Source organism: Acaryochloris marina S15 (assembly GCF_018336915.1).
GTDB classification, from domain to species: domain Bacteria; phylum Cyanobacteriota; class Cyanobacteriia; order Thermosynechococcales; family Thermosynechococcaceae; genus Acaryochloris; species Acaryochloris marina_A.
This window is the reverse complement of sequence record NZ_CP064923.1, coordinates 4,967,793-4,985,367: the sequence shown is the minus strand read 5'-3', so window position 1 is coordinate 4,985,367 and position 17,575 is coordinate 4,967,793. Positions and strand designations below refer to the sequence as shown.

The window sequence follows — 17,575 nt, the reverse complement described above, 5'->3', positions numbered from 1 at the left end:
GATAGTGGTTTCTTAACAATTGCAGCTTCTTCGCTCAAAGGGTTTCCCCCCTTCTGTTGTGGGATAAATTTGTTCAAATTATAGTCATTGAGGCACCCATGGTAGATACCCTCAAAAAGCCAGAACCCCAAGAACTGCGTGACGGGATTAAAGTTCCTGCCAAAGAAACGGTTCTTACCCCTCGTTTCTACACCACTGATTTTGACGAGATGGCCAAGATGGATCTCACCGTCAATGAAGATGAGATTCGAGCCATCATTGCCGAATTTAAGGCTGACTATAATCAAAAGCACTTTACTCGTGATGAGCGCTTTGACAAGTCTTGGGATCACATTGATGGTGAAACCCGACGCTTGTTTATCGAATTTCTAGAGCGGTCTTGTACTGCGGAGTTCTCCGGCTTCCTCCTCTACAAAGAATTGGGCCGTCGTCTCAAGACCATTAATCCTCTGTTGGCTGAAGGGTTTAACCTCATGTCTCGGGATGAAGCCCGTCATGCTGGTTTCCTCAACAAGGCCATGACGGACTTCAAATTGTCCTTAGACTTGGGCTTTTTGACCAAGAGTCGTAGCTATACCTTCTTTAAGCCTAAATTTATTTTCTACGCCACCTACCTCTCTGAAAAGATCGGTTACTGGCGCTACATCACCATCTATCGTCACTTGGCTGCTAATCCAGACGATTGCGTTTATCCCATTTTCGAATTTTTCGAGAATTGGTGCCAAGACGAGAACCGTCACGGCGACTTCTTTGATGCCTTGATGCGGTCACAGCCTCAGCTGCTCAACGATTGGAAAGCCAGACTTTGGGCAAGGTTCTTCTTGCTGTCTGTCTTCGTGACCATGTACCTCAATGACCTGCAGCGCTCTGGATTCTATGCCACGATTGGTCTAGATGCCCGTGAGTACGACAAGCATGTGATTGAGAAAACCAATGATAGTGCAGGTCGTGTCTTTCCTTTGGTACTGAATGTCCAGCATCCTAGCTTCTATGGTCATCTGGAAGAGTGTGTGGACAACTGTGTGAAGTTGCGAGCCATTGATGCTACTGAGCAACCTAACGCCATCAAGACTCTGCGTAAGCTTCCTATCTTCCTCTCCAACGGATTCAACTTCTTACGTTTGTATTTGATGAAGCCCATTCCTACCGAACAGCTAGAAGGCACTATTCGCTAGAGTGCAGTAGTTTTCTCTAGCCTGAAATCCTTTCAAAAACCACCAAAGCAGACGCTTTTCTTTGGTGGTTTTTAGTTGGGAAATAAGCGGCCAACCGTGAGATCGGACGGAGCCTTGATGTCATTACTCTCTTCACAATATTTTTGACGCTAGGATGCAGATACATTTTTCCCTGGAATCTAGGGATGAAAATCTGCAAATTGCCTTCTGAATGAGGATTTAACCGCTTATGTCCGACCCCAACGGCGTAATGATGCAATTTTTTCACTGGTATAACCCTGCTGATGGCAGTCTGTGGAATGAGTTGAAGACTAAAGCCTGCGATCTTGCCCATGTTGGCGTCACATCGGTGTGGCTGCCGCCTGCTTATAAGGGCCAATCAGGAGGGTATGACGTGGGCTATGGCGTTTACGATGTCTATGATTTGGGTGAATTTGATCAAAAAGGGTCTGTTCGGACTAAGTACGGGACAAAAGAGGAATATATTGCAGCCATTGAGGCTGCCCAGGCAGCCGGAATTCATGTCTATGCCGATGTTGTGTTCAATCACATGATGGGGGCTGACGGTGAAGAAGAAGCCCAGGCTCGACCCATGAATCCTGATAATCGGTACCAGCCCATTGGCGATATGCAAACGGTCAAAGTCTGGACCCATTTCACCTTTCCAGGTCGGCAAGGCAAGTACTCGGACCTCGAGTGGCATTGGTGGCACTTTGATGCAGTGGACTATAACGCTTATAACAATGACCAGCAAGCGGTTTATCTGTTTAAAGATAAAAAATTTGACAACAATGTGGACTTAGAAAAAGGGGTCTTTGATTATCTAATGGGGTGTGACCTAGATATGCAACATCCTGAAGTCAAGGATGCCCTCAAGCATTGGGGAGAATGGGTGATTAACGAAACCCATATTGATGGGTTTCGTTTTGATGCCGTTAAGCATGTGAAAGCTGACTTTTTCCCAGAATGGCTCCAGCATTGTCGTCAACATTCGGAGAAACGGATCTTCGCCGTCGGTGAATATTGGTCAGATGAAATTGAAGCGCTCCATCACTTTGTCAAAGTGACGGGGGGTGATGTCATGCTCTTTGATGCCCCTTTGCATTACAACTTCACTGTTGCGAGTAATCGGGGGTGTGACTATGACCTCCGCCAAATCTTTGACGATACCCTGATTAAACAACAGCCTGCCCTAGCTGTCACCCTTGTCGACAATCATGATTCTCAACCTCTCCAAGCTCTAGAATCTGTGGTTGAGCCTTGGTTCAAGCCCCTTGCTTATGCGCTAATTTTGTTGCGTCGGGATGGCTATCCCTGCATTTTTTATGCGGATTATTATGGAGCCCACTACCAGGATAAAGGTCGGGATGGCAATGACTATGAAATTTGGTTGGATAGCCATCAATGGTTAATTGATAAGTTTTTGGCTGCCCGTCGAACCTATGCCTATGGCGATCAATATGATTATTTTGATCATGCTAACTGTATAGGTTGGAGTCGCTTAGGTGATCAGGACCATCCGGGGGGCATGGCAGTGGTGATCAGTAATGGTGATGCTGGCCGCAAATGGATGGAGGTGGGCAATCCACTGCAAACTTATGTCGATGTAACGGAACATATTCCAGAGCCTGTGACTACGAATGAAGAGGGATGGGCGGAGTTTTGTTGCAAGGCTGGATCTGTTTCTGTATGGGTGCCGCAACCTTGACCCATTTATGAGTCTTTCTCAAGGGGGGCAGAGGTCTCCTTGGTTTCAACGGCTTTCGGCTCTGGGTCGACAAAAGCACCGTTAAAAAACTGGGCAAAGCTTCGAGCTGCTGATGTCATATCATCTTCTGTTGTTGTTTGCCAGCTGGGTGGTTCGGTCGCAGAGGGAGCCTCTGTCACCTCTCGGCTGGGGGCTACGACTGGGGATTCTCGGTTATGGGGGGGAGGTGTGGATGGAGGCTTGGGTGACGTTACGGGGGCATTGGATTTGAAAGATACAGAGACCTGTGGCTGAGTCCGTATTTGCTCTTCTGTGAGTACTTTCAAGGTGACTTTAACTTTGAGATTAAAGCATTTCTCAAAGGTTTCTTCCAGTTCTGTTACTTTGCCTTGGGCCAAGCGCAGTAGCGTTTTGCGGATGCCGACCCGAACTTCTCGCCCCTGCCAATACAACAGTTGACCATGTTCTTTTAATAAGGCTCGACTCGGTAAGTTGAGGTTCTGTAATACTTGCTGCCAAGTGTCTGTGAGGTCTCTTTGAGGGGCTGCCTCAGTAGGTTTTTGTGAAGGGGGCTGAGGAATAGGTGTTGGCCCAGGTTGCTCTCGTACGCTAGGCGTAATCGATAGTTTGGAGGACTCAGAACGATTACTGGGAGGCTCTGGTGCAATATTATCCAGTGCTGATCGACTCTCCTCAGCCTCTTTTTCTTCATCTACGGTGGGGATAGCGCTTTCTAGTTCTTGGAGTGTGTCAAACTCAATGTCTGGATAGGAGGTGGCAGGAGCTGGGGGGACAGCAGCGGCAGGTGTTGACGGAATGACAGAAGGAGGCGGATCTGGGGTGGGGAGAGGCGCGGGGAGGAGTGAATTTGCGATCGCAGATTCCGTCTCTCCTGAAACTGAAGGAGGATGAGGGGCTGAAACGGTTTCAGCAGTGGGGACTGGAGTCGTTGCGATCGCAGGTTCTGGTAGAGACGGAACTGGAAGAGGATTAGGAGTTGAAACTGGGGCAGCAATGGGGACCGGAGAACTTGCGATCGCAGGTACAGTTCCGACCTCAATCTGGGGACGCTGTACGGGTTGAGACTCCTCGGGTAATGCCTTTCTCGGCAGGAGTCCGAGGAGAGAGACTTCCAGCCAGAGTCGAGGTTGAGTTGAATTTTTGATCTGTCCTTCACAACTTCTCAGATGTTGTTGGTTCGCCAGAATGTCTTCGACTTCAAACTGTTGAGCTACTTGGCAGAGTTCCGTCCAAGTCGGGGCCGTGATGGCCACTAAATCTCGACGGTCGGGAGCTGTTTTGGCAATTAATAAATCCCGATAAAATCCAGCCAGATTTTGGAGGACTGTTAAGGGCTCTCGACCGCGATCGAGCAAGGCATGGGTGCGCTCGACCATCAAAGCGGGCTGTTGCGCAATAATGGCTTGCAGTAAGGCTAAGAGAGCCTGTTCGGGGACGGAACCAACTAAATCCCAGACTTGAGTGTTATCAATTTCACCCGCGAGTAAGCTGAGCTGATCCAGTAAACTTTCCGCATCTCGTAACCCGCCTTGAGCGACTTGAGCAATTAGCTCTACAGCCGTGGAGGTAATGGCAATCGATTCTTGTTCAGCAATATAGGTCAGATGCTGAATCATCGGATCTAGGGCAATTCGTCGAAAGTCAAATCGTTGGCAGCGAGAAATAATCGTCGGTAAAACCCGCTGTGGATCCGTCGTCGCTAGGATGAAAACCACCCGATCTGGGGGTTCTTCTAAGGTCTTTAGCAGGGCATTAAATGCTGCCGTGCTGAGCATATGGACTTCATCAAGGCAATAGATTTTAAACCGGCACTGAACAGGTGCGAATTGTGCCCGTTCGATTAAGTCGCGAATATTATCTACACCCGTATTGCTGGCCGCATCAATTTCGATGACATCGAGAGATGAACCGAGGGCCACTTCCTGGCAAACGGAACAGGTACCGCAGGGGCTGGGTGTGGGTTGCTGGCTATTTAGACAGTTAAGAGATTTGGCTAGGATCCTGGCACTGGATGTTTTTCCCGTGCCTCGGGGACCAGTAAATAGGTAGGCAGGGGCAATCCGTTCGGACTCGATCGCATTGGTCAACGTGGTTGCGATCGCATCTTGTCCCACTAAGTCCGCAAATACTTGGGGACGATATTTATGATGCAGCGGTTCGTATGCCACAGCTTGCCCGAATCCATTAGCAAAGGCGTCCACCTCTACTCTAGTGGATGAGCCTCCGAATGGCGCTAAGCTTTTAACGCTTCTCAAGCAAGGCCTCAGAAATAATGAGAGCTATTTGGTGACAGGGTGATCAGTTCTAATCAGGCCATGCGGCAGCAAATCGTTGATTCACTCCGCTGTTGATCACTAGGGGCCAGAAAGACTGGGGGAATCTGGACAATCTGCTGATCCTAAACTTTGGAATAGTCGGAACTTGTAAGGTTCTGGATGTGAATATGGGCCATATCCTAGTACGCTTATTGATTGCAATGCAGGTCGGTATGTTGGATCGAAAATATACTATTCTTCCAGTTTTCTTTATTTTTAGTGAGTAAGATTTGTATAGGGTTCTGTACGACTGCCTGGATAATGATTGGGTTGCTGAAAGTGAGGCCCTCTATAGAATGGGCTGACGAGTATCAGGCGACTTCTGGTATTTGATAAAACTATACAATCTGCCCCATTCACCTGCTATTAAAAATAAGTTTCTTTTTGGGTATTCTTGAAGTGATGGCATTATCTAAACCAAAGCATGAACCGCAAAGGTAAACCGCCTAGGTATATTGATAACCATGGGCTGAAGGCTCCTAAAATTATTGAAATACCATCCATCGATGAATTCAGAAATCTACTTTCTCCTCAACGGGTAGAGGAGTGGAAAAAGGTAGGGATAGACGTCGATACCACCGATGGACTTGAAGAAGCCTATCACTGGGTATTGACAGTCTATAAAAATTTCAGAGAGGTTCATTCTTGAATGGAGAAAACCCCAATGGTTGGGGCATTGGGGTAAACAGTTATCTGTATGGAGTGGGATGAAACCACGCTTCTCAAGTTATCGGTCTTCTGAGAAGAAGCAGTGAAGGAAAACTTTTTTTGATGATGCTTTTTGAGAGGGATGCAATATTTAAGCTGGCCTGGCGTTGATTGCAGAAAGCCAAGAATAGCGCTCCCGGCAAGCTCTTCATCATGCATCCACTTGCATTACAGGTAAATCAGCTCCCTGACTGCTGATCTGCCTGTAATGCTTTGCACTGAGCTGCTTTTACATCTATGGCTTTAATAAAGCTATCTTTGCCGTCTACATAGCCATCGATATTCGTGTGTTTAGCTAACTGGCATTTCAATTCGCTGTATTGCTTAGCATCTGTCGGGTGGGCAATCATATAATCGCGAAATGCCAGATGACGTTTTATCTGTGCTGAGTTGTGGTTAAAGATATGGATATGGTGCGTCCGAATACCGTCTTGGTTATTTTTCCGAAAAAACCGGCGACCTGGGATACCAAAATCTCCCATGACTTCGTAGCCGAGTTGCTCCATCGGTGAATTTTGCTCATCAACTTGGGTAAGGCACTGCACCTCAACTAACAGATCGATGATCGGTTTTGCATGTATGCCAGTAATGGCCGTGCTGCCAATATGGTGGACTGCAACGATATTCTCACCTAAAGCATCCTTGATCCGCGTGGCTTCAGCCTGAAAAATCGCTATCCATTCAGGATTGTGAGGGACAACTTCTACCTTTCTCATGCTTAGATATCTCTCTGTGAATCAACACAAGAATCCACTCAGGTATGTATTGGCCAACACCTGATGAGAAATAGATATTAAAGCAAAGGGCGAGCCCTTTGCAGGCATGAGTTTACTTAGCTCTCAGTTTGACTCATCTGTCTGCAGATATTGGTAAAGATGCACCTGATTGCATTTGACACCGACTCGGTCATCATTTCCTATGTCAACAATCTGCTGGAGCGCGTAGTGATTCACTGTCTTGCTAAGGCCAAGGTTTTGAGCAGAGCCTGAACGAATTTGAAGGTACTGCTTTCAATTCACTTACATTCTTGTTGCCAATATTCCAGCTCCCTATATTTGGGGCTGATACATATGGGTTAATGACCCCGTTGTATTACGAAGCGATTTTATGGATGGGAGACTTTTTAGGTGTATTCCCAAGATTTTGGGGAAAGACTTCACAGGAGAGCCTCACTTGTCACATTACCAAGGGACAAGAGTGATACTGTCTGGATTCAGTCATTTCTCGAATGAGCAGAACATGGGAGCCGAGATATCTCTCAACATTATTGACGTCTTCTTCCTTCAGGATTAACCGACGCTCTACTTGGGCCAACAGCCAGGAGACCAAGCGACTATCATTCAATCGCATGACTGGATGACTAGGCAGCTCTTCAATTAATTGCCATAGGTCGTGGAGCAAGGAAGGAGATAACACGAGACATTACCATAAACGCTAGTTAGGCATAAATTTGTCGGTTCGATGATTCTTTAAGTTTTTCTTTAGATTTATGCGTAATTAGATCCTACCTCTAGGGACAAGAGCTGAGGACAAAGTATAAACATCTTTACAAGCTGCTCCCTGAAGCTCAGTCAATCGGCCTGATTTTTATATCTGTCTTTCCTAAGTTAGTCATAACTCACTAGTAGAGGATAAGTCATAGGACCAGAGAGATAGAAGCCCAAAACTTTAATCCATAATCTTCATTGTCAAGGACAGCTTTGGACTATTCATAAGTAGCCCTTACTAGAAAGGACAGAACCTTTCATCTATCAACTGTTGACGAAGACAAAATTATAATTAAGAATCGTAACAGGTCCTGCCCTAGGTATAAATGCTTTTTTTTAATTGGTTTCTGAATTGAGCCAACATCAGCCTAAGTCAGTAAGGAGATAGTGCTAAATCAGAGGGAAATTAATGCTAACGACGAATGGGCCAACGACTCTTCTAGAAGATATTGAAGTTCCTTTGAATTTACCTTTTACATTGAACCAGTTGCAGTTAATGGATGCGATTGCTAGGACTGGTAACTTCACAAAAGCCGCAGATCAGCTGTTCATTTCACAACCCACAGCCAGCCAGAGAGTTCATCACCTTGAGCGTGATTTGGACGTAACTTTATTTCATCGTTCTCACCAAAAAGTACAGTTGACACATTCGGGTGAAATTTTGCTCAGGTATTGTCATCGTATTTTGGGGCTTTGCCAAGATGCCCAACAAGCTCTTCTTGAACAAAAGAATCTTGAGGCAGGCAACTTAGTCATTGGTGCCAGTACCACGCTGGGGAGTTACTTATTGCCCAGATTAATAGGACATTACCGGCAACTTTACCCCCAGACACCAGTGCAATTACAAATCAGCACTACTTCTCAAATTTGCCAAGGTATTGCAGATGGCCAAACAGATATCGCCATTGTAGAAGGGCCTATTCCCTTTAAACTGCGAGAACTCACTCAAGTGACGATGGAATCAGAAGAGCCCATCGTCCTGATTGTGCCTTCATCTCATCCTTTCACCTCAATTAGCGCCATTGAGTTCCAAGATCTATATCAATTAAAGTTTATTGTCCTTGACTCTCAACAACCGCCCCATTCAGTGATTGATCAAGATTTGGTTATAGGTGATGTTGATCTGAAACGATTACAGCCAGAAATGAGTTTTGGTTCTCTAGAAGCGATTAAAAATGCTGTTCAGTTTGGCTTAGGTGCGGCCTTTGTGCCGTTAATGTCTATCCAAAAGGAATTAGAGCTGGGATTACTTCACCAGGTGGATATTAAACATCTAATGATTAGGCAAAAAATTTCAGTCTTAGAGAGCTTAAAGCATTACCGTCCAAGCACTACTGATCTGTTTCAGAAGCAAATTTTAAAATCATATTTTCACTCATCTATAGCAGAGCAATCAGACGCCATATCTTCATAATGATATGAATTGCTTTGACTGATTATTAGCCACTTTTTCCATTTCAGTATTTACCCTCTTCAACATGAACCTGAGCCAATTGATAATGGTGTAAAGTGTGCGGCATTCACTTGAGTGGTCTGCCTTGAGGACAATCCAGGTGCAGGCCCGACTGAAACAACACACTCATGATGATGTAACGTTGTGAGTTCAAATTGGGGACAAATATTGATCAGGCCAATCGACAGTATGGCTTGAATCGTTTGCTGGCGAAGTTTACTGATACCACCTGCGATGGTCATCACGGCCTTGGTCCTGTACCTGTAGTGGTGGCTGTGCCGCTTGTGGTTCTGTTTAGCATCCAGGCTGTTTAGGATCTTTTCTGAAGGAGTTAGAGAGGATATTGCTCTGCTCATCTCACTTTTAATGAGAAGTGCTTTGCTCTGCTTGTACTGTTTGATGGGCGGAATTAGCTCAATTCACTGTTTCAACAAGCTCGATTTAAACTTGTGCTGACTTTGTATAACTTCATATTTATTAGAAAAACATGAAGTTATATTGATGAGTCTTTGGCTGTTGAGAAAGATCTCAGAATCTTTTACTCACTTATTATTTCGGTGATGGCCCTTGTCTGCCGCTTGAAGAGGTATTAAAACTAAATTCTGATAACCCTTATATGAATTGTGTTTTATAGATTTTTGGTCTGCTTATAGGATGTCTACTACCGTGCTTTAAGTCGAGGAAAGAGCAATAGAAAATTTGAAACTAGGGTTGACTAGGTAAAATTACTCATCTAAAATGATTTCAATTTATTAATTAAGTTTACAAAAGTACAAGATTATATGATTCAGTTTGATTCCCTATTTTTTTCGCTGAGCTCACGTCACTTAGATAATACAGACCGAGCTACCATTCATTGAATGATATCCAGTTATCAGCACGGAAAGGCGAATGAGTCGTCTTTGTGTACGGTGCCTACATTCTTAAGGTTATGGCCTAGCTAGTAGGCCCTGTTTCATAAACTAGGCTCTGTTCGTGACCTCTAGTTATAAATCACTTAATTGATGCCTGATTTATTTCATTAATCCGTTAATCACGAGGAAGATAAACACCCATTTGGTCAGCGAGGGAATTAAAGATGGGTAAAGGTTTTGGTCAAGACTCCCCTAAGAAGCCGAAGATGAAACCCGTACTCAGTACGCTCAATCCTGAGGATACTGAGCGGGTGTTGTTCAAAATGTATGACTTCTTGGGATGGGAGAATAATGCAAAAAGTCTAGGGCGTATGGCCCTGCGTCGATATCTGGAATCGAAGCAGAAAGGCGCAGTCGTCGCTGCGCCCTGGCAATCTGAGGATCCTGAAATTATCCCCACTGATTATATGAATATGGAGGAAATCCGAGACGCTGGATTAGCCTATCCCACTGTTTTAGATAGTTATAGGCGATATAAACCCCATGCCGAGTTTTTGTTGATTTATTGGGAACAAGACACCCCAGAAACTATGGCTGCTTGCCAGGTGATTTCGCTTCAAAGCCCTGCGATTCACCTGTATCAGAAAAAATCCAAATGACGACAGTTTCATTTGGAAGAACTAGCTTTGAGTTTTACCCACACTGTCTTGCACGAACCATTAATAACGGACTTTGAGGAAAACGAAATGGACAATGTGATTGGTTTAGAAATTATAGAAGTGGTTGAGCAAGCTGCGATCGCATCTGCTCGATGGATGGGTAAAGGCGAGAAAGATACAGCCGATGCCGTGGCTGTTGACGCGATGCGGAGTCGCATGAATCAAATCCATATGCGAGGCCGGATTGTGATTGGTGAGGGAGAACGGGATGATGCCCCCATGCTTTACATTGGTGAGCAAGTTGGTATCTGTACCCAGGAAGATGCCGCCGACTTCTGTACGATTGATGAGTTAGTTGAGATCGATATTGCTGTTGATCCGTGTGAAGGCACGAACTTAGTGGCCTATGGTCAGAATGGTTCAATGGCTGTTCTCGCCATTTCTGAGAAAGGAGGGTTGTTTGCTGCTCCTGACTTCTATATGAAGAAGTTAGCTGCTCCTCCTGCCGCGAAGGGAAAAGTTGATATTCGTAAATCCGCGACTGAAAACTTGAAAATCATTGCTGAATGCTTAGATCGCTCAATCGCCGAATTGGTTGTTGTGGTGATGGATCGATCTCGACATGGTGCACTGATTAAAGAAATTCGCGATGTAGGGGCTAGAGTCCGCTTGATTGATGATGGCGATGTCTCCGCTGCGTTGTCTTGTGCATTTTCAGGGACTAATATTCATGCGTTGATGGGGATTGGTGCCGCACCAGAAGGCGTGATTTCTGCGGCTGCCATGCGGGCATTAGGGGGACATTTCCAAGGCCAACTGATCTATGACCCAGAAATTGTCCAGACTGGATTGATTGGTGAGAGTAAAGAAAGCAACCTAGCTCGATTAAAGGAAATGGGGATTGACGATCCGGATCGCATCTATGAAGCTGAGGAGCTAGCCTGTGGCGAAACCGTTTTATTTGCCGCCTGCGGAATAACCCCCGGAACCCTGATGAAAGGGGCTCGTTTTTTCCCAGGAGGCGTGAGAACTGAATCTCTCATTATCTCTACGCAATCCAAAACGGCCCGATTTGTCGATACTATCCACAAACTGGACGACAAACACCGAGCCCTGCAACTACACTAATCTCCCAGGCCCTGAGCAATAGACTCAGGGCCTTTTCAATATGCCTTTGTGATTAAACATTATATTTAGCGAGGAAATATGAAACGCGTACTATCCATTATTCTCGGCGGCGGTGCTGGCACCCGACTCTATCCCTTGACAAAAATGAGGGCTAAACCTGCTGTGCCTTTAGCAGGTAAGTATCGTCTGATTGATATACCTGTGAGTAATTGCATTAACTCAGACATTAATAAAATCTATGTCCTGACTCAATTCAACTCAGCGTCTCTCAATCGACATTTGAGTCGAGGCTATAATTTCTCAAATTTTACAGAAGGATTTGTCGAGGTCTTAGCTGCTCAGCAGACTCCTGATAACTCAGGTTGGTTTGAAGGAACTGCGGATGCCGTTCGTCAATATTTGCAGTTGCTCAAGGAATGGGATGTGGATGAATATCTCATTCTTTCTGGAGACCACTTGTATCGCATGGACTACAGCCAATTTGTTCAACGACATCGCGATACCAATGCCGATATCACGATTTCCGTGGTGCCCATGGATGAGCGACGGGCCTCTGCTTTTGGCTTAATGAAACTGGATGAATCAGGGCGTGTGGGAGATTTTTGTGAAAAGCCCACTGGAGATGAATTAACCCAAATGCAGGTGGATACCACTTTGCTCGGGTTGAATGCAGACCAAGCCCGTGAGCAACCTTATATTGCCTCCATGGGGATTTATGTGTTCAAAAAAGAGGTTCTGATCGATTTATTGGAATCTAATCTTGAGCATACTGACTTTGGTAAAGAAGTGATTCCTACTGCTGCTGCGAATCATAATATTCAGGCATTCCTATTTGATGACTATTGGGAAGATATTGGAACGATTGAAGCGTTCTATGAGGCCAATCTAGCTTTAGCTCAACAGCCCAAGCCCAAGTTTAGTTTTTACGATGAGCAAGCCCCCATCTATACCCGAGCCCGATATTTACCACCCAGTAAAATCCTCGACTGCCGGGTCACGGAATCCATTATTGGTGAAGGCTGTATTGTTAAAAAAAGTCAAATTCACCACTCTGTTCTAGGGGTTCGCTCTTATGTCGACGATCATTGCACCCTGGACAATGTGCTGTGGCTAGGGTCAGATTATTATCAGTCTCTGTCTAAGCGGCAAGCTGATCTTGACCAAGGTAGAGTTCCCTTAGGAATTGGGGAAAACACGGTCATTCGTAAAGCGATCGTTGATAAAAATGCCCGTATTGGCAAGAACGTCAAAATAGTCAATAAAGCCCAGGTGGAGGAGGCTAATCATGAGGATGAAGGCTTCTATATCCGGAGTGGGATTGTTGTTATTCTGAAGAATGCCATCATTCCTGATGGCACTGAAATTTAACAGATCGTGATGAGATTGTCTTAGTCAGAGTGATGACTGGGAATAGAGGGTCAACCCCTGTGTCTGTAGCCGGAACAGCAGGTTGATCCTTTAATCTTCCATCTTGTAACGATGAGTCGCATTTTTAAAATAACAAAACCCCCTACTAGAGGAGGTTCTAAGTCAATCGGAGCGACAGGATTTGAACCTGCGACCCCCACTACCCCAAAGTGGTGCGCTACCAAGCTGCGCTACGCCCCGTTTTGCTTTACAAGCCTAACATAAAACCCTGAATTAAAAGACCTCAATTGTTTGGATAGCGCCCACCAATTCAGCAGTGCTCTGTGCAGACCACGAACCTTCCGCACGGCGGCCATTCAGGAGGATAAAACTCAGAGCAAACTGCTGGGGATATCCTTGTACTTCTAGCCAAACCAAATCACTGCTCGCCTCACAAGCAATAGTCTCCTCAGCCATCAGTTGATCTTGTAATTGGGTGATGGAATCGACTAGTTGCAAGAGCAGGCGGCGAAAATCAGCAAATTCTGCAGCAGTCAACTCTACTGCCCATTCATTGGTGCCCAATAGGGTGGAAAAAGCGGCATTAGGCTGCAATCCTAATCGCCAACCGTTACCCTCTTTGAGCTGTCGATCCATCAAAAAGTGAGCTTTTGCGACTCACTGGTGGGCTTGCGAGTAGGTGTGGTTGATTGAGGTTGAGGCGAGCTGGATTTGGGTGTTGTTTGAGGTCGTAAGAGATCGGCACTGCCTGAACCGGGTAATGGAATGAGTTTCGGGCGAGAGATCGGTTCTGGGTCTGGAGCCGCCGCAGGCTTGGGTGGTTCTGGCTGTTGTTTCTCCGTCGGAGGGGCTGCCCGCCGTGGTGCTTGACTCGTATATAGATCGCTGAGGATTTGAGTCAACGCAAGGCGCTGTTTGCGGGTTAACTGTCGTATCAACTTGCGATCGCTCTCCATGGGATTCGTCTTCAAGTACGACTGCCCTGGATACTCTTCTTCTCGCAGATTTTCGTATAGCCCTAGGAAGTCTGCCAAGGTGATTTTCCAGTCAAACCGATACTGGGGGGATCGGCCTTTGACCAGGGTGTGATACCGAATAAGCCGACTCACTAAAGTGCTGTTCGTCGCCGGTTTATTGCCTTTTCTGCGAAAATACTGGTTTTCTTGCGGTAGCTCCGGTAATTGAGAGTAGACCGCATCCGCTGCCAGCTTGGGATTAATTCTTTGGGCGACCGCAGGCTGTGCAACGATCCATCCACTGGCAACCAAGGAGGCACAAATCAGTGCCCGCTTGGATCGCGCCATTAGAGTGAGGGTAGGGTTCACTCGCCAATAATCTCCGGTTGCGTCAGTTCATCAGACATTTCAATAATGGCTTGCAGGACGGATTTCATGCCTGCATCTTCAAAGTCTTCTAAATTCTCACGTCGACGACGCTTCTTGGCCCGATTCGCAACTTGCACAGTAATGCGGTAACGATTGGAAGAAGCGCCAATCAATTCTTCAGCTCGCCGCATAATATGTGTTGTGTCGATGGTGAGGCGCTTAGACATAAAGTTTCTCTGGAATGGACTGCTTACTAGTCTAGCAACAATGCTCTCGCCTAGAGATGGAGTTGGCCAGAAACTCTGATAGTACAAGGACTGATTGATTGTAGGATATGCAAAGCATGTTTAAGATTCTGTTTGTTATTCCTTGGCTGCAGCGTCTGATATGCATGATCACTGACCAATCGAGATGTAGCCCGATGGGGTCATCTCCAACTATCACTGGATCAGCTTGATCGCTTGACTCTCTTCTACTATTCCGGCCCATTCCTATGACCAACGTCGCTATCAACGAGACCCATCGTCAGCAAACCGCTCAGCTAAACGTTCCACCCCGATTATTAATGGGGCCGGGGCCGTCTAATGCCCATCCCCGAGTTCTGCAAGCTTTGGGAATGCGCCAAGTGGGACACTTAGATCCCTGCTTTATTGAGCTGATGAACGAAGTCCAGTCTCTGCTCAAATATGCTTGGCAAACGGAGAGTCCGACTACGATTCCGGTGAGTGCGACGGGGAGTGCGGCCATGGAAGCGACCCTCGCCAATACCGTTGAGCCGGGAGACGTGGTTCTAGTCGGCGTCAATGGCTATTTCGGTCATCGGCTGATGGATATGGCTGGGCGTTATGGGGCGGATGTGCGCCGTATAGACAAACCCTGGGGAGAAGTCTTTTCCCTAGATGAATTGAAAGCTGGACTAGAAGAGCATCGCCCCAAAATCTTGGGTCTGGTTCATGCCGAAACGTCTACGGGAGCCTGCCAACCCTTAGAAGGGGTGGGTGACTTATGCCGAGAATATGATTGTTTGCTGTTGGCAGATACGGTGACTAGCTTAGGAGGGGCACCCCTGTTCTTGGATGAGTGGGGGGTGGATATGGCCTACAGCGGTAGCCAGAAATGCCTGAGCTGCCCACCCGGCATTAGCCCTTTCACGTTGGGGGCTCGTGCGGTAGAGAAGCTCAATAATCGCCAGAGTAAAGTGCCTAACTGGTATTTGGATATGTCGATGGTGGGCAAATATTGGGGGTCGGAACGAACCTATCACCATACGGCTCCGATTAATATGATCTATGGCTTTCGAGAAGCGCTTCGCTTGATTGCTGAAGAGGGATTGGCTGAACGCTGGGCGCGACATCAAGCCAATGCTGAGTTGATGTGGGAGGGGCTGGCTTCCCTGGGCATGGAGTGCTACGTGGAACGCCAGCATCGATTGCCTTCGTTAATTACAGTGCGAATTCCTGACGGGGTGGATGGAAAAGCTATCACTTCGCAGTTCCTCAAGAACTTTAATATCGAAATTGGCAATGGCTTAGGTGAACTGGCTGGCAAAGCTTGGCGCGTTGGACTGATGGGTTTTAATAGCCGCCCTGAGAATGTCCATATGGTTTTGGATGCCTTTAAGTACACTTTGAATCGCTAATTTTCTGGGTCGCAGCGGATTTCGAGGAGAAACCCATCAGGGTCATAGAAGTAGATGCCCCGCCCGGTGGGTCGGGTGACGGGACCTTGTGCGATCGCAACTTGATTCGCCTGCAAAACCTGCACGGCCTGGTCGAAAGCGTCGGGGTCAATATCAAAGGCTAGATGATTGGCGCGGGTAAACTGCTGGCCTGGATCTAGATTCGGGGGGGATAAATCTGGTTCCCAGAATAGGTCCAATACCCATCCGTCGGGGGTAACAAAGTTACTGATGCGCCCCTGTTTGACCAGTTCTACTAAGGTTGCTGGGACTTCAGAACCCGTCAACTCATGCAGGCCTAAAATAGTGCCATAAAAATGCCGGGAGGCCTGCAGGTCTTTCACATTCAGGGCAAAGTGATGGGTCTTGCGAAGCTTGCCTTGGGGTAATACAGTCATATCGATACCAACCCTACTCTGCAATTTTAGGTGTATTGTCTTTTCTCAATTTTGACGCATTTGGCTGAGAATCATCAGTCGTTTTGGGTTTAGGCGTCAGATACGACCGAGATAGTGCCAGCTTGCTCGCAAAATCATCAGCCATAGGGCGACGGCAGCCGTCAGATAGAGATAGAACCGCAGCAAAACTCGGTTAATCGTGCAATGAACCAGGCTATGCAGGATGCGAAAACCCACAAATATCCAAGATAGGAGCATATAGAACCTATCGACTTGGCTAGTGATAAATAGGTAGTGACCGAGGGCATAAAACAGCACGGGTAGCTCAAAGAGGTTTTTGAGATTGTCGGAGGGATTGGAAACGGCGGGCGGAGATATGCGGGCCAATTCTAAGGGCTGCATTTTTTCAGGTAGAAAGTTGTTTTGGATGATGAAGGAAATACGACGGGCGTACATGTAGATCCAGACCGTCAACGTTAGTAAGAACATCGCCAAAATGGGGGCAAAAATTGCCTGTTGATTCATGCTGGTAACTCTCCATAACCGATTGGGGCAGTAGTAGATGCTTTATACGCTCTAAGCTTAGAAACCAGAAGTGTCTTCTGAGAAAATCTGGAGCTGAATTGCGCGAAATATTTTCAGCTAATCAGTGGACACTGTTCGAAAAACAGATCTAGTGCTCCCTTAGACTCAGCCTATGAGTAGCAGCTCACAACAAACAGTCCTCAATCGGGTACTCTTTCTCTCGAAGCTTTTTGAAGTTTGATAGAGGAAATTCGATAGTGATGAGAATTAGTGATCAGTAAAACTACATTTTAGGATTGGGGCTAGGATGATTGTAGTTCTCATTATTTTCCTAGAAATTTACAATGAGCCACACCAAAAAAGGGTGGTCAAACGTTAAGCAGTTTGTTTGGGCATAGTAATAATTCAAAGAAGGCAAACAAATATCTCAATATCAAGACAGTATGGATTCATGGTCAGAGATAGAACAAGAAATTTTCTCCCTAGCAAAAAAGATTTTAGACAATAAGGTTGATCCTTTACTAGGTTCACAGCTCTTATCCAGTTATCGCTTTCAAACAGAGCGTATTCAAGATGAATTACTCTTTTTTACGGGCATTGCTTCTCAGATAGAGGAGTTCCCTTTGGATGAAGCAGAGAGGAAACTATGGTCACAGGAAGCTTTGGCTCGTCTTGACAAAGAAAGAGAAGAGTTTTTGCCTAATGTAGAAGAGCTAATTCGGGAAAAATGCAGTTCAATAATATCAAGACATTCTAAATGTCAGGGTTAAGTT

At 46.2% G+C, this 17,575-nt stretch carries 18 protein-coding genes and 1 tRNA gene; 10 read left to right on the top strand and 9 right to left on the bottom strand.

Going from position 1 to position 17,575, the window contains the following annotated elements:
• The first annotated feature begins 98 nt into the window (after nt 1–98).
• Together acsF and I1H34_RS22760 are read left to right on the top strand one after the other, a co-directional pair.
• Nucleotides 99–1,175 (top strand): magnesium-protoporphyrin IX monomethyl ester (oxidative) cyclase, encoded by a 1,077-nt coding sequence (gene acsF / locus I1H34_RS22765; RefSeq protein ID WP_212663182.1) that lies wholly within the window; start codon nt 99–101, stop codon nt 1,173–1,175.
• A 229-nt stretch (nt 1,176–1,404) separates the two neighbouring features.
• Nucleotides 1,405–2,883: an alpha-amylase gene (locus I1H34_RS22760; protein WP_212663181.1), complete on the top strand. Its 1,479-nt coding sequence runs from the start codon at nt 1,405–1,407 to the stop codon at nt 2,881–2,883.
• 5 nt (nt 2,884–2,888) lie between these two features.
• Here the strand turns inward: I1H34_RS22760 and I1H34_RS22755 are convergent, their stop codons facing one another.
• Complete coding sequence (locus tag I1H34_RS22755) at nt 2,889–5,072, bottom strand: DNA polymerase III subunit gamma/tau (protein ID WP_212666399.1); 2,184 nt, start codon at nt 5,070–5,072, stop codon at nt 2,889–2,891.
• 571 nt (nt 5,073–5,643) lie between these two features.
• Here I1H34_RS22755 and I1H34_RS22750 point away from each other — a divergent pair.
• Nucleotides 5,644–5,868 carry a hypothetical protein gene (locus tag I1H34_RS22750; RefSeq protein ID WP_212663180.1) on the top strand — a complete coding sequence of 75 codons (225 nt, stop codon included), beginning with the start codon at nt 5,644–5,646 and terminating at the stop codon, nt 5,866–5,868.
• Between the two features lie 238 nt (nt 5,869–6,106).
• Here the strand turns inward: I1H34_RS22750 and I1H34_RS22745 are convergent, their stop codons facing one another.
• The gene (locus tag I1H34_RS22745) at nt 6,107–6,643 is read right to left on the bottom strand and encodes a GrpB family protein (RefSeq protein ID WP_212663179.1); all 537 of its coding nucleotides are present in this window, start codon (nt 6,641–6,643) and stop codon (nt 6,107–6,109) included.
• Nucleotides 6,644–7,103: 460 nt separating this feature from the next.
• On the bottom strand, nt 7,104–7,343 hold the full coding sequence (locus I1H34_RS22740) for a hypothetical protein (protein ID WP_212663178.1): 240 nt from the start codon (nt 7,341–7,343) through the stop codon (nt 7,104–7,106).
• 480 nt (nt 7,344–7,823) lie between these two features.
• Between I1H34_RS22740 and I1H34_RS22735 the strand changes: the two genes are divergently transcribed.
• The 5 genes from I1H34_RS22735 (at nt 7,824) to I1H34_RS22715 (ending at nt 12,876) form a co-directional block, all read left to right on the top strand.
• Nucleotides 7,824–8,828, top strand: a complete 1,005-nt coding sequence (locus tag I1H34_RS22735; protein WP_212663177.1) for a LysR substrate-binding domain-containing protein — start codon at nt 7,824–7,826, stop codon at nt 8,826–8,828.
• Nucleotides 8,829–9,022: 194 nt separating this feature from the next.
• Nucleotides 9,023–9,181, top strand: coding sequence for a hypothetical protein (locus I1H34_RS22730; protein ID WP_212663176.1), 159 nt, complete (start codon nt 9,023–9,025; stop codon nt 9,179–9,181).
• 764 nt (nt 9,182–9,945) lie between these two features.
• Nucleotides 9,946–10,380, top strand: coding sequence for a hypothetical protein (locus I1H34_RS22725; RefSeq protein WP_212663175.1), 435 nt, complete (start codon nt 9,946–9,948; stop codon nt 10,378–10,380).
• Between the two features lie 87 nt (nt 10,381–10,467).
• Nucleotides 10,468–11,508, top strand: coding sequence for a class II fructose-bisphosphatase (gene glpX / locus I1H34_RS22720; RefSeq protein ID WP_212663174.1), 1,041 nt, complete (start codon nt 10,468–10,470; stop codon nt 11,506–11,508).
• 78 nt (nt 11,509–11,586) lie between these two features.
• Nucleotides 11,587–12,876 carry a glucose-1-phosphate adenylyltransferase gene (locus I1H34_RS22715; RefSeq protein ID WP_212663173.1) on the top strand — a complete coding sequence of 430 codons (1,290 nt, stop codon included), beginning with the start codon at nt 11,587–11,589 and terminating at the stop codon, nt 12,874–12,876.
• Nucleotides 12,877–13,042: 166 nt separating this feature from the next.
• Here I1H34_RS22715 and I1H34_RS22710 read toward each other — a convergent pair.
• The 4 genes from I1H34_RS22710 to I1H34_RS22695 all read right to left on the bottom strand — a co-directional run bounded on the left by I1H34_RS22710 (nt 13,043) and on the right by I1H34_RS22695 (nt 14,428).
• A tRNA-Pro gene (locus I1H34_RS22710) sits at nt 13,043–13,116 on the bottom strand.
• A 33-nt stretch (nt 13,117–13,149) separates the two neighbouring features.
• Entirely contained in the window at nt 13,150–13,512 is a 363-nt protein-coding gene (locus I1H34_RS22705; RefSeq protein ID WP_212663172.1) for a DUF1818 family protein, read from the bottom strand.
• Nucleotides 13,512–14,180 (bottom strand): hypothetical protein, encoded by a 669-nt coding sequence (locus I1H34_RS22700; RefSeq protein ID WP_249369521.1) that lies wholly within the window; start codon nt 14,178–14,180, stop codon nt 13,512–13,514. Before I1H34_RS22700 ends, I1H34_RS22705 begins: the two co-directional genes overlap by 1 nt.
• A 17-nt stretch (nt 14,181–14,197) precedes the next feature.
• A complete protein-coding gene (locus I1H34_RS22695) occupies nt 14,198–14,428 on the bottom strand; it encodes a DNA-directed RNA polymerase subunit omega (protein WP_212663170.1) in 231 nt (76 codons plus the stop codon).
• 266 nt (nt 14,429–14,694) lie between these two features.
• Here I1H34_RS22695 and I1H34_RS22690 point away from each other — a divergent pair, with 266 nt between their 5' ends.
• Nucleotides 14,695–15,840: a pyridoxal-phosphate-dependent aminotransferase family protein gene (locus I1H34_RS22690; protein WP_212663169.1), complete on the top strand. Its 1,146-nt coding sequence runs from the start codon at nt 14,695–14,697 to the stop codon at nt 15,838–15,840.
• On the opposite strand, the gene I1H34_RS22685 is transcribed toward I1H34_RS22690, so the two are convergent.
• Complete coding sequence (locus I1H34_RS22685) at nt 15,837–16,277, bottom strand: VOC family protein (protein ID WP_212663168.1); 441 nt, start codon at nt 16,275–16,277, stop codon at nt 15,837–15,839. The genes I1H34_RS22690 and I1H34_RS22685 overlap by 4 nt on opposite strands.
• A gap of 96 nt (nt 16,278–16,373) precedes the next feature.
• Nucleotides 16,374–16,802 carry an MAPEG family protein gene (locus I1H34_RS22680; RefSeq protein ID WP_212663167.1) on the bottom strand — a complete coding sequence of 143 codons (429 nt, stop codon included), beginning with the start codon at nt 16,800–16,802 and terminating at the stop codon, nt 16,374–16,376.
• 443 nt (nt 16,803–17,245) lie between these two features.
• Between I1H34_RS22680 and I1H34_RS22675 the strand changes: the two genes are divergently transcribed.
• Nucleotides 17,246–17,572, top strand: a complete 327-nt coding sequence (locus I1H34_RS22675) for a hypothetical protein (protein ID WP_212663166.1) — start codon at nt 17,246–17,248, stop codon at nt 17,570–17,572.
• Nucleotides 17,573–17,575: the final 3 nt, after the last annotated feature.